Origin of the sequence: Mucilaginibacter sp., from assembly GCF_036568825.1 — a bacterium.
Classification (GTDB): domain Bacteria; phylum Bacteroidota; class Bacteroidia; order Sphingobacteriales; family Sphingobacteriaceae; genus Mucilaginibacter.
In genome coordinates this window covers 76,465-94,060 of the sequence record NZ_DATCRU010000007.1, presented here as the reverse complement: position 1 = coordinate 94,060, position 17,596 = coordinate 76,465, and the positions used below count along the sequence as shown (strand labels likewise).

The following is a 17,596-nucleotide window of genomic DNA, read 5'->3' as shown; positions in this document are numbered from 1 at the left end:
TCAATCAGTCAATAACTGCCTGCATGAACGGAAATCTTTTGGAGATACACCGTTCTTCTTTTTGAATAGTTTGGAGAAATAGAAGATCGACTCAAACCCGGTGTGGTAGGCGATCTCATTTACGCTAAGTGAAGTTGAGGTGAGTAATTCTTTAGCCTTGTTTAATCTGATATCCAGATAATACTGGTTAGGGGAGAGGCCTGTTGCTTTTTTAAATACCTGCCTGAACTTGGAATAGCTCATGGGGATTTCTTCAAGCAATTGATCGATACCAATCGGATTTTCAATCGACTCATTCATCCGGAACTTTGCCCGGGTAATTGATCTGCCCGTAATATCATTTCCTGAATCTTTATTTAAGGTGATACTATTTATCAGCCCTAAAATTTCCATCGTAATACCACTCACAATTTGCTGGTACCCGGGGTTGGATGATTTTACACTATCGAGCAACCTATGAAACAACTTTTGTATCTCTTCATTCAGGCCGATATCGATAAATGGTTTTCCTTTCTCAAAAAAGCCTTGCTTCATTAAATGTTCGGGATACAATCCTTTAAAACCTATCCAATATTCTTCCCAACCCGATTGCAGGTCGGGCTTGTACCTGTGCCATACTCCAGGAAACAAGAAAAAGCAAGTTCCTGTCGTAACTATGCGTGAGTCTGTTTCAGACGACTCAAAAGTGCCCCGGCCTTTAGAAATGTAAACCAAATAATAATCATCAAGTATTCTGCCCTTGTTCCAGGTAAATGCATGGGTGGCGGGGTGCTCCTTATTGTTAGGGTACGCCTGATGACTGTCTATCTTGCAATAGCCAACGGTTGTGATGGAAAATCCCCACTTTTCATCGGCCGCAGAAGGCGTAAGATATTTATTAAAGTTGTGCATTTACCTAACAAGACATTAAAAATAAGTAATTAGTTACAAGTAAAAATGTCAAAAAGTATAAAAACATTCCCGCTTTAGATAACCTATGCGCTTTTTGAGAGGGTATTTTTGATAAGGAATCTAAATTTTATCGAGTGCTCGCCAACCGGTAGCTGGTAACTCCGGTTGGCAATTTTTTAAAATCAGGCCCCTACATCAACAAATACTATAACCTATGAATCACAGTGTGACTGAGGATCAGATTAATTTTTTTCGGCAGAATGGTTTTATCGTTATTGAGGATTTCCTCTCGCCTGATGAACTGGAACATTGGCGAGCAACGGTAATGAATGCTGTGAAAAAAAGGAATGGTCAGAAAATGCCCGGTAAAGAGGTAAAAACCGGAGAGGAAGACGGCATTAATGAAGATGCGGCTTATTTTGGAAAAGTGTTTGACCAGTTGCTCAATCTCTGGCAAACGGATGAAGGTGTAAAGGAATTGATGACAGATGAGCGCATCGGCAAAATGGCTGCCGATCTTGCCGGGGTGGATGGCATTCGTATCTGGCATGATCAGGCTTTGTTCAAAGCACCGTGGGCCAATCCTACTTCATGGCATTTGGATACGCCGTTCTGGTCATTTTCAGACCGGAAGGCACTTTCCATCTGGATAGCGCTGGACGATGCCACATTGGAAAACGGCTGTCTGTATTTTATAAAAGGTTCGCATACCGAAACCTCTTTTGAAAACGCAGGTATCGGTAAAAATATGGATGGCATTTTCCAGGTTTATCCGAATCTGGCCAAATCACAATCCGTTGCAGCACCAATGAAGGCCGGCAGTTGCTCGTTTCATAATGGATTAACCATTCATGGCGCCAATGCTAATATGACCAGCGGATACCGCAGGGCGATGACCTGTGCTTATATGCCTGAAGGAAATGTGTATAACGGCACACCAAATATTTTACCTGATGATTACCTGCAAACCATCAAAGTAGGGGATGCATTGAATGATGATGCACAAAATCCCCTGATATATCATCGTAATAAACGTAAACTATAATTCATTTTTGCCGGGACAAGTATGAACTACAAATACCTGATTCTGTTTTTATTTTCCGTTATCTCTCTAAATGCTTTCGCTCAAAAAGATACACCAACCGGCTTGCTATGCGACCTGCTTCCGCATCCCGAACTGGCCATGATCACCAATAAAACACCTGATTTTGGATGGATTGTAAATGCGGGTGTTAAAGATGATTATCAGACCGCTTATCAAGTTCAGGTAGCGACCAGTGCTGTACTTCTGCAGCAAAATCATCCTGACCTATGGGATTCAGGAAAGATCAGTTCAAGTCAATCTATTAATATAAAATATAATGGTAAAGCACTCCAGCCCCGCCAAAAATATTACTGGCGCGTTTGCACCTGGGGCAGAATAGGTAAGCAATCAGGCTGGAGTGCTATACAACGGTTTAATACTTCAGATTTTGACCTTGCAAGAAAATGGCCGGGAGAAAGCAGGTGGATCGACCTGCGTGATGAAGGCGGCAAAATAGCATGGACCTTTGAAAACCGTGAACCGGTAAATTTTCATGATGTTCCCCCAATCAAATCGGTTGTTCAAAAGAATGGTAATTTCTTTTATGATTTCAAGAAAGATGCTTTTGCTTACCTGGAACTGAATCTAACCTGGGATGAAGAGAAATATAGCGCCGACTCATTGATAGTTGCTATAGGCGAAAAGGGGGTAGGAGACTCTATTGATACCAAACCAGGCGGTGGCATATTGTATGGCATCTACAAGATCAAGCTTAAAAAGGGCATGCATGATTATATATTGGAATTGCCACGTTTTGTGCCCCAGTTTCCGCATAGCCAGGTAATGCCGATGCAGATGCCGGAAGTGATTCCTTTTCGATATGCCGAAATTAAGGCGATACCCGGACTGAAGATAAATAAGGTTATTCAAAAAGCATTATATGTAGAGTTTAACCCAAATGCATCTTCATTCTCCTGTTCGGACGATCGTTTAAATCAGATCTATGAGATGTGCAAATATTCCACCATTGCTAATACATTTAATGGTGATTATGCCAACAGCGAGCGTGAACGGATGATGTATGAGGCAGATTGCTACATTCAGCAAATGAGCCATTATGCCATCGACCGTGATTTTGCAACCGCACGATACAGTACAGAAAACCTGATCTATCATGCAAGCTGGCCCACCGAATGGATCAATCACAGCGTGTTTATGGCTTGGTCTGATTACCTGTATACCGGGAATAAGGAACTGATCGAGGGTTATTATAACGATTTAAAAGCCAAGACTTTAATGGCTTTGGAGACACCGGAAGGTTTAATCAGCACACGGACAGGTTTGCAAACTAAAAGCTTCCTGGAATCCATACATTATAATGGAGATATGCTTCATGATATTGACGACTGGCCGGATGCCGACCAGGGAATATATCCTAATGGCGAGACCGATAACTACGAGCGCAAGGATTATAATACGGTTGTTAATGCTTTCTATTACAGAGCGTTAGTGTTGATGTCCAAAATCGCATGGGCTACGAATCATCCAGAGGACGCTTCAATGTTTGAAACCAAGGCTGAAAAGGTGAAGAAGAAGTTTAATGAAGACTTTTTCGACAAGACAAGCAAAATTTATTTTGATGGTATCGGCAGCAGGCATGCCTCCATACAAGCCAATTTGTTTCCGCTTGCTTTTGGTTTGGTGCCGGATCAGTATAAGGAAAGCGTAGTGAATTATGTAAAATCAAAATGGATGGCCTGCGGTGTTTATGCCGCCAATTACCTGATGGAAGGTTTATACAATGCAGAACAGGGCAATTACGCACTTGAGTTGATGACAAATGACTCCGACCGGGGATGGCTGAACATGATCCGAATGGGAGCTACTATGACTACCGAGGCCTGGGATTTAAAATACGATCCGCAGGATTTGAGCTGGAGCCATGCCTGGAGCGCATCGCCGGCACATATTATTCCGCGTAGAATTATGGGAATACAGCCTGCTGAGCCTGGGTTTGGCAAGATCATCATCAAACCACAACCCGGCGATCTGAAATGGGCAAAAATGAAGCTGCCCAGCATTCATGGTGAGATTTTGGTTGATCTAACTAAGGATGAAGGTGCCTTTTTTAATCTAAATACAACTATTCCGGCTAATACAACCGCGCAGGTATATCTGCCAAAATTATCGGATAATTACACCTTGCTGGTAGATGGAAAAAGTGCAAAGCCCGACTCTACCGAAGGTAATTGGATCATAGTAGATAGTCCATCAGGCAGCCACACATTCAGGATAAAGAAAAACTGATAGTTTATAAATTATCCATGTGATACTTATTCAGCAGATTAAGCAATACGCCGTTTGTCCAGCCGAAACCGTCCTGCAAAGGATATTCGCCGCCACCGGCTTTTGCATCAGTATCCAATACATTATATTTTTCCATCAGCTTACCGGTTGAGTTGAATACACGGATATTTGTACTGATCCACGTTTCGGCAACCGAACGGGCAAGACCGGAATAATTGTATTTATTCAAACCATCAATAGCCATATACTGCAACGGCGCCCAGGCATTCGGGCTGTCCCATTGCTGACCGGAACGCTTAAATGTAGTAACCAGTCCACCTGATTTTAGGAATTTAGATTTTAATTCAGAAGCTATTTTCGCCGCCTGTTTAGCGTCAGCTATTTTAAATTCAAGCGGGAAAGTTCCTGCCAGGGTCTGATGAGGCGTCTTTTGGCGGGTTTTCCAGTTGTAATCCATAAACCAGCCAAGCTGTTCGTTCCAACTATATTTCAGTATGGCTTTTTTGCGTAGTAAGGCTTTGGTTGTGTATTCTCTATACTTTAATCCATTACCCTGCAAATGATAAGAGTTTGCAATAGAAAGCTCAAGATGATAAAGCAAACAATTAAGATCGACAGGCACAATAAAGGTGGTTTGAATAGTTTCCAGTTTACCTGTGGTATCCATCCATCTGGTACTAAAATCCCATCCTGACTCTGCCGCCGCACGAATATTCCGGTAAAAATCGCTTAGCTTTTGCTTAGTTAATTTTCCTGCATCCACATCTTTTTTATAGGATTCTTCGCGCGGTTGATCTGAATCGTCCCAGTAACGGTTAAGGAGTTCGCCATCCTTCATTCGCACCACCATACGGTAAGCCTCACCGGGTTTTACTTTATCCGCGCCATTCATCCAGAAATTATATTCCTTTATCAGTTCAGGTTGATATTTTACAAATACACCATCGCCCTCATCTTTGGCCAACAGATCAAGCATCATTGAAAAGAACGGCGGTTGCGAACGGGTGAGGTAATAAGTTCGTGTTCCGTTAGGGATGAAGCCATATTTATCAAGCATATAAGCAAAGTTGCCAATCATGTTTTGTATGATCTGCGTTTGATGGCTTTCCTGTAAACCAAGCATTGTAAAGTAAGAGTCCCAATAGTAAGTCTCACGGAAACGCCCGCCTGGTACCACAAAATCATTCGGCAGAGGTATCAGGGACGACCATTTGGAAACCGTATCATGCCTGCGGTAAAGCACATGCCATAGCGTATCAATATGTTTGCGTATGCCCAGAGAAACGTCGGTCTTAAAAACGTTGGAGTTTGGCCCGGGCACTACAAAGTTCTCAGTTACAAACTGTTTCAGATCAAATCCAGGTTTGTCTTTTTTATCATTATAATCCTTCATGATCAGTTCAGGATCCCGACGTGGGGTAGCATCAACAAAGGTTTTATTATCGGGGAAAATATCAGATAGCTGCACAGCTTCAAATAAACCTGGAAATAATTGTCGTGGGGTATGTATCTGGGCATATGAAACGCCAAAAACAACAAACAGAAATAATGTTAATAATAGTTTTTTCATGCTTATAACAGGTGTTAGGTTATTACAGGTCAGAAATTGGTAAGATATTAATAATAAGCAAGGTATAAAGAATTTCTATTTAAGAGTTTAGTGCCAATTTTTTATAAAAAAAATATGAATGAAAATGACCTTCCTAATGCGCTATCAATGTTTTTGATTGATAAAATTTAAAATTGTTTTTATCATTTTTAAGCAGAAACTCATTTTTTAAGTATAGATTTAGGCATCTAAAACCCCTGGTTGAGACATGAGAATATTTTTATTAACCCTGTTCTTGTCATTTCTTGGATACTCAGCATACTCATCTGCAAAAACAGATAGCCTTTTGTCACAATTAAAAGTTGAATTATCAAAGATCAGGATGTATGACAGCCAAAAGGAATTCAGGATTAAAAGGCTAAAAGCCAGGTTAGACGCAGCCCCAAAGACCGATTATAATACCCAGTATAGTATTTGCACCCAATTGTATGAAGAATATAAATCATACCAGTTTGAAACCGCTTATACCTATACCCAAAAATTAATGAACATAAGTAAGGCATCGCATAACCTTACCTGGGAAAATGATACGAAGATCAGGGTCGCTTTTCTTTTAATGTCTGCGGGAATGTTCAAAGAAACTTTCGAAAGTCTTGAGCACATCAATACCCGATTGCTCAATGATAGCTCCAAACTGGAATATTATTCCATAAGAGAGCGCACTTATTCTGATCTTTCAGATTATAATAACGATAAATTCTTTGCGCCTTTTGATAAGGTGCAATCGCTTAAATATTTGGATTCGGCCATTGCCTTATCCAAACCTAATTCATTTGAGTTGCTGCGTCATTTGGGTGACCGGCAAATACGATTGGGCCAGTCGCAGTTACCATCCAGATATTATATTGATCTTTTAGACCATTATCCGCTTACAGCACATCAAAGGGCAATGTCGGCAACCGCACTGAGTTCTTTCTATCCCGGACCGGAACACGCGGAAGACAGGATAGGATTATTGGCTGTAGGTGCAATAAATGATATCCGTTCGTCAACTAAGGAAACGCTGGCCATTTTTAAGTTGGGCCAGGAGCTGTTTAAGCAAGGTAATGTAAACCAGGCCTATGATTTTATAAAACAGGCAGACAAGGATGCGCAATTTTATGGTGCAAGGTTGCGTAAAATTGAAATAGGAGCTGTTTTACCCATTGTTGCAGCACAAAAGATCATTATCACAGAGAATGAAAAGAATAAATTCCTGATCTACCTGCTGTCTATCACAGTTGTGGCGATCATAATATCCCTGGTATCATTTATCGTGTTTATTCAACTGAAAAGGCTGAAGGTAAAGGAGCGTATAATTGAAGAAAAAAATGTGCTGCTCGAAAAGATCAACCAGAAGTTGATAGAGGATACTCATATCAAAGAAGAATATATCGGCTATTTCTTCAACGTTATATCCGGATATATATTAAAGCTTGAAAAGCTGAAAAGAAATGTTGAGCGGAAGATCACTATAAAGAAATATGATGATGTGTTAGTTTCTGTAAATGAGATCAATATTAAAAAGGAAAGGGAGACTCTTTTTTATACTTTTGATCATATCTTCCTCAAAATCTTCCCTAACTTCATAAGCACCTTCAACTCCCTTTTTAAAAAAGAAGACCAGATATGGCCAAAAGACAATGAAGTATTAAATACGGATTTGCGAATTTTTGCTCTGATGCGGCTCGGTATCAGCGATGTGGAAACTATAGCTAATATCCTGGAGTATTCCGTGAATACCATCTATGTTTACAAAATGCGTATCAAGGCCAAAGCCTTAGTTCCAAGTGACGAATTTGACCACCGTATTATGGATATAAAGGCCATTGAAGTGCTAAGTAAAACGCAGGATTAAATCATCCTTTAAAAAGAATTACTGCAAAGTACAACGCTTTTTACAACGCGTAAAAAGCGGTTTTCCCAAACATCTGCAATTGATTATTCTGTTAAATTAATACTCAAAAGGGTTAAATAAGTACCTTATTTCCCTAAATAACGTTTATATTTTTTAAAGCATATTTTTTTGTAAGTATCTTAAAATGAGATATTTAAATTTAAAAAATTCATTATTTTCTTATATTCTACATAAACAAATAGGTAATTTTGCTGTGTATTTATTACTTTGCTTTAAATAGGATATGATGTAACGAAAAAGTTGCTTGTAATTTTAAAAAGTAGTAACTTAGATTACATCGGATTTTCCCTAATAACCAATTAACCAAATAAAATAATTTACCGGCACACAAAAGTGTAATTACTTAGTTCATTAATTGTATTTACAATTTTTGTTTTAAGGTTTCAAGTAACTGAATAGTTTAGGTTATGCGAGATGCTGTATTATTTTATAACCGATTTGTAAACCAATAACTAAATGAAAAAAAGAAAGGATACCAACATTCCCCCTTAGCCAAACAGCCGAGTGTAAACTAGTTATATCAGAATATTTACATCTCAAAATATTTATAACAAATAGGTTTACTATTGCTAAAACTAACTAACTAATCAATAAACCGTTCAACCCAAATTTTATGCATTTTAAAAATTTACTCAAAGTAAGTTGCTGCTTTATCTTGCTATGTTTATTTGCGCTGCCTGCTTTGGCCCAAAACGTAGTAGTTACAGGTAAAGTAACAGACTCAAAAGATGGTTCGCCCATTCCGGGAGTATCCATTGTAGCTAAAGGATCAACCGCAGGTACGGTTACCGATGTGAATGGTAACTTCAAACTCTCAGTACCTTCTTCGGTTACCGCAATCTCCGTTTCTTTTGTTGGTTACAACAAAAAGGACGTGCCATTAACCGGTGCGCCATTAAACATTACATTAGACGCCGCCAGCACTGCTCTTAACGAAGTGTTGGTAGTAGGTTACGGTACCGTACGCAAGAAAGACGCTACGGGTGCTGTTGTAAAAGTATCTTCAAGCGATTTCGTACAAGGTGTTACTACTAACCCATTACAACAATTACAGGGTAAAGCCGCAGGCGTGGTTATCAATACCTCAAGCGGTGACCCGAATGATAACCCAACCGTACGTATCCGTGGTACTGTATCATTATCAGGTGGTAACGACCCGTTATACGTTATCGACGGTGTTGTTGGCGCTGATATAAGAAGTATATCGCCAAACGACATCGAATCTTATGACATTTTGAAAGATGCGTCAGGTGCAGCCATCTACGGTTCACGTGCTGCAGGTGGTGTTATCCTGATCACTACCAAATCAGGTAAAGCAGGCAGAATGCGTGTTGAATTTAACTCTTACATAGCTTCAGAATCACCAGAAAAGCTGCCTGATTTTATGAACAGGACTCAATACCTTTCTGCTTATCAATCGTTTTATGGACATCCGATGAAAGCGTTTGTACCGGATACTCCGTCAACTACTGCAGATCAGGGAGCTAATACCAACTGGTTTAAACAAATTACAAGAAGCACCTTTACACACAATGAAAATCTTGCTTTATCTGGTGGTACAGAAAAAGGACATTACCGTGCTTCTGCAACTTATACAGACCAACCAGGTATCTTATTAGGTTCGGATAGAAAAGATTTGCAGGGACGTTTTAACTTCGATCAGAAAGCGTTGGATGATAAATTATTGATCACTATCAGCGCATCAGGTACGCATACTAATGGGGACATAGCTGATAAAAACGCGGTGCTTAATGCGGCGGCCGTGCCATCGGTAATTTCGGTGACGGATCCTAATCATCCAAATTATTACCAGTTTATCAATAATACGCAGGAAGCGAACCCTGTGCCCCAATTAGTTTACATACAGAACAAACGTGTTGCTGACGTGCTTAATGGAAGAATTCAATTGGATTATACTCTGGCAAAAGGACTGACCATTAGCCCTTACGCTAACGTTGCTCATGGAGTATCAACCTATTTTACCTATTATCCTCCAACAAGCGCAACAAGTTTCCTGCCTACTCAGGGTCTATTAAGCGCAGTAACTGATCCGCTTAATTACACACCTACCTTAACCGGCCATGGTGATGTGGACAAAGGTGAGCTGGATTATACCAACGCAACTTACGGTGGTACTATTAACTATAAAGCGACGTTCGGCAAGAGCAGGATCAATGTGTTAGGTGGTGCTGAGCATTACACCGAAGCATACTCGCAATTCCGTGTGGGTGCCCACGACTTCAATGATATTAATCAGCCAAATGAAGCGATCGGTTCTGCCAACAGCATATCAACTGCTGATATAGGTTCAAATAATGCACAATATATACTTAAGTCATTATTTGGTAGGTTGGAATATAATCTTGCTGATAAATATAATTTTACCGCAAACATCAGGTATGATAATTCTAATAAGCTGGGTTTGAACAATCAATCCGGTGTTTTCCCTTCTTTTGGTGCATCATGGACCATCAGCCAGGAAGATTTTATGAAAGGCGTGCAATGGATTAACTCATTGAAATTAAGGGCCAGTTATGGTTCTGTGGGCGACCAGGGAGCTATCGGCGATTACACCTCTCAATTCCTGTTCGGTCCTAATGGACAGAAGTATTATGATGGTACATCAGGATTATTTTTGCCTGCAGCGTTTGCAGTACAAAATGCAAACTCTTCATTAAGATGGGAAGTGGTAACCAGCACCGACATTGCTACTGATTTCAGCCTGTTCAACGGCAGATTAAATGGTACTTTTGACTGGTATTCTAAAAAAACCAACCACTTATTATATCCGTATACTGTACCAACAGGAAGTACGTATTTTGTATCTACAATTCTTGCTAACATAGGCAGCATGAGCAATAAAGGTTTTGAGTTCAGCCTGAATTATAAAGCCGTAAGCAATTCCGACTTCTCATGGACTCCGGGTATCAACTTCGGTCTTAACCGTAACAAGATCCTGAACCTTTCAGGTTCTTTGAATGGTACTACCTTCAATGTTACACAAGCCAATGTGGGTAGCACATCAGGTTTGGGTATCAGCGGTAGTATATCAAATATTGCATACCTGAAAGTTGGTTATCCTGTAGGTACATTGTTATTGCCAACATATGCAGGCATAACTGCTGACGGACAACAGGAATTCTGGAAATATAATGCCGACGGTTCAAGGACGGCTACTACAGATGTAAGTACGCTTAATTATTCTGATGACGGCAGTACCCAGGACCGCAAGTTCTATACTACCGATCCTAAATTCACCTATTCGATCAACAACTCGTTTACTTACAAACAGTTCGATTTGAATATCTTCCTTCGCGGCCAATACGGCAGCCATGCCTTTAATGAAGCTGCGATGGACTATACCAGTTTGGCTAAGTTAGGTACTTATGGAGTATTGGCCGATGCCACACAATATGGTATTAAGAGTGCATCAGAACCATCATCATTCTGGTGGCAGGGCACATCGTTCCTGAAAGTTCAGAGCTTGAACCTGGGTTACAGCTTTAAGATAAATGACAACAAGTACATTGATAAACTGCATATATATGTAGCAGGTAACAACCTGTATACCTTTACCAAATATAAAGGTGTAGATCCGGAAGTAAATAATGCATTCGCTTTAACGGGCAGCTCGCAAGGTATTGATATCAGAGCGATTTATCCGCGTCCAAGAGAGTTATCATTTGGTGTTAACATGGTATTGAAATAATTATAAATCATATTATAATGAAAAAGAAACATTTAGTAATCGTAGCGGCTCTCTTGGTTGTTGCAGGAGTTTATTCCTGTAAAAAAGAGCTAAATCCAACCAAGGATTCCGTTACGCAGACTGCAGCTGCCGGAAGCGCTGCATATCTTAAATCGATCGTATTGGGTACCTATACGCAATTACAAAGCATTACCGGTAATACCAATATCATTCTAACCTCCGAGGAAACCACTGATGCGCTGATCATCCCGACGCGTGTGGGGGGGGACTGGTCAGACGGTGGCGAATGGTCTACATTATGGCTGCACACTTATGAGCCGGGACATGCCAACGTTTCAAGCTCCTGGGACAACTGTTATAACGCTTTGGGCCAAATAAACATCACCATCTCGTTATTACAGGGACTGCCGGCTACACCAAATACTGCTTACTCAGTTAATGAGTTGAGAACGTTGCGTGCATACTACTATTATCTTCTGGTAAAAAACTTTGGCCCCGTGCCACTGCTGAAATCAGCGAGTCAGGATGCATCAACGGTGTCACAAAGCACTCCGACAGATGTGTACAATTTCTGCGTATCAGAGCTACAGGCAACAGCACCTACGCTGAGTGCCAAAACGCCGGCTCAAGATCCAAGCCAGTATGGCAGACTTAACAAATGGGGAGCTTATTTTTTGCTTGCAAAATTATACCTTAATCAGAACGTAATCACCGGCTCAAGTGGTACTGATGGTTACACAAAATGTTCAGCCTTGTGCGATTCTTTATTGGGAGCTGGGTATGCTTTAATGCCGAATTTCCTTGATAACTTTTCAAGCAATAATACGGGCTCAACTGAAAATATTTTCGTAATACCTTACGATCATATCTATGCCCAAGGTTTGCAAATACAAATGATGACCTTCCACTATAACCAGGTTAACAAATATAACTGGGGATCTACCGGTGGGCCTTGGAATGGTTTCTGCGCTAATGCTGATTATTACGGCAAATTCAACAGCGCTGATACGCGCAGGAACGGATGGCAGGTAGGGCAGCAATACGATGCAGATGGAGTTACCCCATTGACAACGCGTGCGAGTGATGGTTCACGACCTTTGGATTTTGAACCAACGGTTACCAGCCTTAGCAATGCGCACGAAGCTGAAGGCGTACGTCAGCAAAAATGGCAGATCACTCCGGGTTTCCAGAGCCAGGACGCCGATTTTGCATTATTCCGCTATTCAGATGTATACCTGATGAAAGCAGAGTGTATAATGCGCCTAACAGGAGATGCAGCACAAGCTTTAACTTACGTTGGACCTGTAAGGGAAAGAGCAGGCTTATCAAACTTTACTACAGCAGCGTTTAACCTCGACAGTTTATTATCTGAAAGAGGCCGCGAATTTGTTTGGGAAGGCTGGAGAAGAGAAGACTTGCTTCGCTATGGTCACTTTGGTGATGCAAAACAGTTTAAGACCCCTGATGCTGATCAGCATTCATGGATATTCCCAATTCCGCAGGAAGCACTTCAGAAAAATAAAAACCTGAAACAAAATCCTGGTTATACTCAATAAGAATATTCAACAGAATAAATCCTAAATGGAGCGGCAATAACATTACCGCTCCATTTTAGTTCTGTATATTCGCTTACCAACTAATGATGAGAAAATATTATTCCCCGCTACTGTTTTTTGCAGTTCCATTATTTTTAATCTCCTGCAAGCATACCGATGCACCTAAATCAGAAGATGCTTTGTTCCAATTGCAGCCATCTTCCCAAACAGGTATAACCTTTGATAACAAGGTGGTTGACGATGGCGAGTTTAACGTATTTAATTACCGAAATTTTTATAACGGGGGCGGAGTAGCCATTGGTGATGTGAATAATGATGGGAAGCCAGATATTTTCTTTACTTCTAACCAGGGCGAAAACAAACTTTACCTTAACAAGGGGAATTGGAAGTTTGAGGATGTAACCGCAAAAGCCGGAGTAAAAGGATATCACAGATGGCATACGGGCGTAACGATGGTAGATATTAATGGCGATGGATGGTTGGATATTTATGTTTCAAACAGCGGGGGAATGAAAGATGCCGACAGGGCAAATGAGCTATATATTAATCAGAAAGACGGCACTTTTAAGGAGGAAGCAGCAAAATATGGGTTGGCAGATAAAGGATTATCTACCCAGGCCATATTTTTTGACTTTGACCATGACGGTGACCTGGATTGTTTTGTATTGAACAATAGCTACAGGGCAATAGGCAGCTTTGGTTATGACCGCGATTTGCGTAATGTACGCGACCCACAGAATGGCGACCGTTTTTACAGGAATGATAACGGAAAGTTTGTAGACATAAGTGCCGAGGCTGGCATATATGGTAGTGAAATTGGTTTTGGTTTGGGTGTAACCGCCGGTGACCTGTTCAATGATGGGTGGACAGATATGTACATCTCCAACGATTTTTTTGAGCACGATTATCTATATAAAAATCTGCATAATGGTAAATTCAGCGAGGTAAGCAATGAGGCTATCCGGCATATGAGTTTATCGTCTATGGGGTCGGATATGGCAGATTTCAATAACGATGGAAACCTGGATGTTTTTACCACAGACATGCTGCCTGAAGGCGATTATCGTCTTAAAACAACTACGAAATTTGATGAATACGACATTTACAATGCCAAGCTGAAGAACAGTTTTCATCACCAATTCACCCAAAACTGTTTGCAACTGAACAATGGCGACGGAACTTTTAGTGAAATAGCAGATTTAGCAGGAGTAAATGCTACAGATTGGAGCTGGGGTGCACTGGCATTTGATTTTAATAATGATGGCTGGAAAGATATTTTTGTAAGCAACGGTATCAGCCGTGATTTAACAAATCAGGACTTTTTGACCTACTTCAGCAGTGACGAAGTAATGCAGCAAATCAGAAATGGCGGTTTTAAGGCTAAGAAACTGCTCGATAAAATGCCGAAAACGCCAATTACCAGTTATGGCTTTGTCAATCAAAAGAACCTCCAATTTAAAAACGAAAGTATTCCGCTCGGGTTTTCTACACCAAGCTTTAGCAATGGTTCAGCCTATGGCGATCTTGATGGAGATGGTGACCTCGATTTGGTGGTGAATAATGAAAACGGCGAGGCTTTCATCTACAGGAATATGACTTCCGAACGCACACATGCGCATTACCTTAAAATAAACCTGAAAGGTGAGGGCATGAATACTTTCGGTGTCGGTTCCAGGGTTACTATTTATACCAAGGGCATGCAACAGGTGCTCGAACAAATGCCTACCCGGGGATTTGAAAGCAGTGTTGAACCCGTATTAAATTTTGGTACAGGTACTTATAAAACTATTGATAGTTTAAAAATTGTTTGGCCAAATATGAAAATGCAGATATTGAAGAATATCAATACCAATACTACAATTACTTTGAAACAGTCGGATGCGAAGTTGAATTTTGCACCCGCGGTTCAAACAGCTAAACCATTTTATAAGAATATTACTGCTACCAGTTTTAAAGGTGACATTTATCATAAAGAGAATGATTATAAAGATTTTGATGATCAAAGGCTGATACCTAAAATGCTTTCAACCGAAGGGCCAAAACTGGCTGTTGCCGATGTGAATGGCGATGGTTTGGAAGACTTTTTTGTCGGAAATGCAACAGGCGATACGGCAAAACTTTTTATCCAGCAGCCAAACGGCACTTTTGTTAGAAAACGCGAGTCTGCATTTGAACAGGATAAAAACAGCGAGGATATCGGTGCTTTATTTGTTGATGTCGATCACGATGGCGATATGGACCTGGTGGTGGTATCAGGCGGTAACCTGGAAAAGGAAGGCTCACTAAATCTGTTTGCCCGGTTGTACATAAATGATGGCAAAGGAAACTTTACCCGTAAGCTAAGCGGCTGGCCTATTGTTCCTATCAATGCCTCTTGTGTGCGCCTGAACAGCAATAACGGTGATCTGTTTATCGGAGGAAGATGCGTGCCGGGTACATATGGAGTTATACCATCGAGTAAACTTTTGCGAAATGACGGGCATGGGAATTTTACTGATGTAACAGCCAGCATTGCACCAGAATTGCAAAAACTGGGCATGGTAACCGATGCGCAATGGGTGGATATTGATGGTTCTGGCAAAAAAGCACTGGTTGTAGTTGGTGATTGGATGCCGGTAACTATTCTTAAATATGTAAATGGCAAACTACAAAAAACAGGAGAACTGGAAAATTCATCCGGCTGGTGGAATTGTTTGACAGTTGCTGATCTCGACGGTGATGGCAAACCAGACCTGATTGCGGGTAATAATGGGCTGAATTCAAAAATAAAAGCAGATGCTGATCATCCGGCTAAATTGTATGTGTCTGATTTTGATAACAATGGACAGGTAGAATGTATCCCGGTTTATTATAAAACAGATGGTAAAGCATACCCAATCAACCTGCATGATGATATCATCAGACAGCTGCCTGCTATGAAAAAGAAATTTTTGCGGTATGACGCCTATGCAGGTAAAAGCATTGATGAGATATTCACCGAAGAGCAACTAAAAAATGCATTGGTCTTAACCGTAAATCAAACCCAGACATGCGTTTTTTATAACAGGGGTAAAGGATCATTTGATATGAAACCATTGCCGATTAGAGCTCAGTTTTCGCCGGTATTCAGCATTTTGGTAACGGACATTAACCACGATGGTATAAATGATCTGTTTTTAGGTGGTAATTTTTATGGATTGAAACCGGAAATCGGAAGATACGATGCAAATTATGGGGTAACCTACCTGGGCAACAAAAAACATGGATTTGATTATTTACCTCCTGTACAAAGCGGCTTATTTGTATTGGGCGAAGTGAGGGATGCATCTCTGATCAATACTAAAGGCGGCAAAGAAATTATTGTGGCCCGTAATAATGATGCACTGCAATTATTTAAAGGGAATTGAGAAGTAATAATTCAGCCCGGAAGTTGTACGATCCGGGCTGAATTATTTATAACCGCTAAAAAAAACCGCTGAAGTTCACCTGAATATTTACTTTATCAGTATCCGATGCCGGGAGTCTGTCATCAAGATAGGTTTCAAAAGGCAAAATAGCAGACTGGTAATAGTGATCAGTATAGTATTGACGAAGGGCTATATATGCTTTAGATCGCTGATTAAATTTCCCGTTGTATTTCACGGAGTAAAGCGGACCGCCTTTAGGCATTCGGGCAAAAATAATATCACCTTTTTCGACGGCCGTTTCCTTATCAATATAGAAACCTACATTCACCTGGGTAGAATCGGTACCGGTAGGTAAAAATTGTGCTATTAGTGGTTGCGTTTTTTTCAATCCATGCGTTTCAAGGTAGTGTTGTAATGTTGCATGCATTTTTGAAGCCTCAGTAAATTGATCTTTGGTCAATACTTTTCTTTTTATTTCAAGCATATAGCTGCCTGCAACGCCATTCCGGAAAACTTTAAAGCCATACAGGAGGCTGTCTGTTTCCATAAATTGTTTCAGATCGTCAATATGAGTGTAGGCAAGCGGCTTCGATTTTAACTTTGATAGCAGGTAGCCAATCAAAGTGGTTTTATCAGATACAATGACCGAAGTTTTTTTTAAATCCTTTTGGGGAACGACAGTGTAAGTGTAGGTCCTTTTGCTATTCCAGCCATCTGTAACATTAAATACGTTTTCATTAAAACTTACATTTAACGCTCTATCTTGATATCGGATAGCAAATGAAGAATTCTCTTTTTTGATGTCAATTTTGGACGAATCAGCGGCAAAATCTTTACGTAGATCAGTTCTCCATTTGGCCCAGTTTGTTGGTAAGATCAGTTCGCGATAGACACTAATGAACGACCATTTTATAGAGACAGTTTTTTGCAGGGTAATAGGTATAAAACAAGCAGCGACGATCAGTATGAGCAACGACAGAATAATAATTTTCTTCTTCATTTAAGTTTAGTAGCAGAACAAATCCGAAAGTATAGAAAAAAAACCTTTTCTGAGTATAACAGGGCAATATTTGACCGAAATTTTTTAACAGTTTTGTTCCGCCGCAAACTTGGTTTCATTGCTATTAATTAATACTTTTATCGCTTTAACCGCCTAAAAATTTACACCAATGAGACCGAGAAGTTATTCTGAAAACGACATTGTTATTACTTCCTGT

Annotated in this window: 9 protein-coding genes; 6 read left to right on the top strand and 3 right to left on the bottom strand. The window is 40.4% G+C overall.

Annotated features, from left to right (window positions below; translation table 11 throughout):
• Positions 1–891, bottom strand: coding sequence for an AraC family transcriptional regulator (locus tag VIM89_RS01865; protein ID WP_488154423.1), 891 nt, complete (start codon positions 889–891; stop codon positions 1–3).
• A 214-nt stretch (positions 892–1,105) separates the two neighbouring features.
• Here VIM89_RS01865 and VIM89_RS01860 point away from each other — a divergent pair, with 214 nt between their 5' ends.
• Positions 1,106–1,936, top strand: coding sequence for a phytanoyl-CoA dioxygenase family protein (locus tag VIM89_RS01860; protein ID WP_488154422.1), 831 nt, complete (start codon positions 1,106–1,108; stop codon positions 1,934–1,936).
• A 21-nt stretch (positions 1,937–1,957) separates the two neighbouring features.
• Positions 1,958–4,222: an alpha-L-rhamnosidase-related protein gene (locus tag VIM89_RS01855; protein WP_488154421.1), complete on the top strand. Its 2,265-nt coding sequence runs from the start codon at positions 1,958–1,960 to the stop codon at positions 4,220–4,222.
• A 4-nt stretch (positions 4,223–4,226) separates the two neighbouring features.
• On the opposite strand, the gene treA is transcribed toward VIM89_RS01855, so the two are convergent.
• The gene (gene treA, locus VIM89_RS01850; RefSeq protein ID WP_488154420.1) at positions 4,227–5,792 is read right to left on the bottom strand and encodes an alpha,alpha-trehalase TreA; all 1,566 of its coding nucleotides are present in this window, start codon (positions 5,790–5,792) and stop codon (positions 4,227–4,229) included.
• Positions 5,793–6,039: 247 nt separating this feature from the next.
• On the opposite strand from treA, the gene susR reads away from it, so the two are divergent.
• From susR to VIM89_RS01830, 4 genes are all read left to right on the top strand, one after another.
• Positions 6,040–7,668, top strand: coding sequence for a SusR family glycan utilization regulator (gene susR / locus VIM89_RS01845; protein ID WP_488154419.1), 1,629 nt, complete (start codon positions 6,040–6,042; stop codon positions 7,666–7,668).
• A gap of 673 nt (positions 7,669–8,341) precedes the next feature.
• A complete protein-coding gene (locus tag VIM89_RS01840) occupies positions 8,342–11,437 on the top strand; it encodes a SusC/RagA family TonB-linked outer membrane protein (protein WP_488154418.1) in 3,096 nt (1,031 codons plus the stop codon).
• Positions 11,438–11,454: 17 nt separating this feature from the next.
• On the top strand, positions 11,455–12,993 hold the full coding sequence (locus tag VIM89_RS01835; RefSeq protein WP_488154417.1) for a RagB/SusD family nutrient uptake outer membrane protein: 1,539 nt from the start codon (positions 11,455–11,457) through the stop codon (positions 12,991–12,993).
• An 83-nt stretch (positions 12,994–13,076) separates the two neighbouring features.
• A complete protein-coding gene (locus VIM89_RS01830; protein WP_488154416.1) occupies positions 13,077–16,379 on the top strand; it encodes a VCBS repeat-containing protein in 3,303 nt (1,100 codons plus the stop codon).
• Positions 16,380–16,434: 55 nt separating this feature from the next.
• Here VIM89_RS01830 and VIM89_RS01825 read toward each other — a convergent pair whose 3' ends face one another.
• Positions 16,435–17,379, bottom strand: coding sequence for a GyrI-like domain-containing protein (locus VIM89_RS01825; protein ID WP_488154415.1), 945 nt, complete (start codon positions 17,377–17,379; stop codon positions 16,435–16,437).
• Between the last annotated feature and the right edge of the window lie 217 nt (positions 17,380–17,596).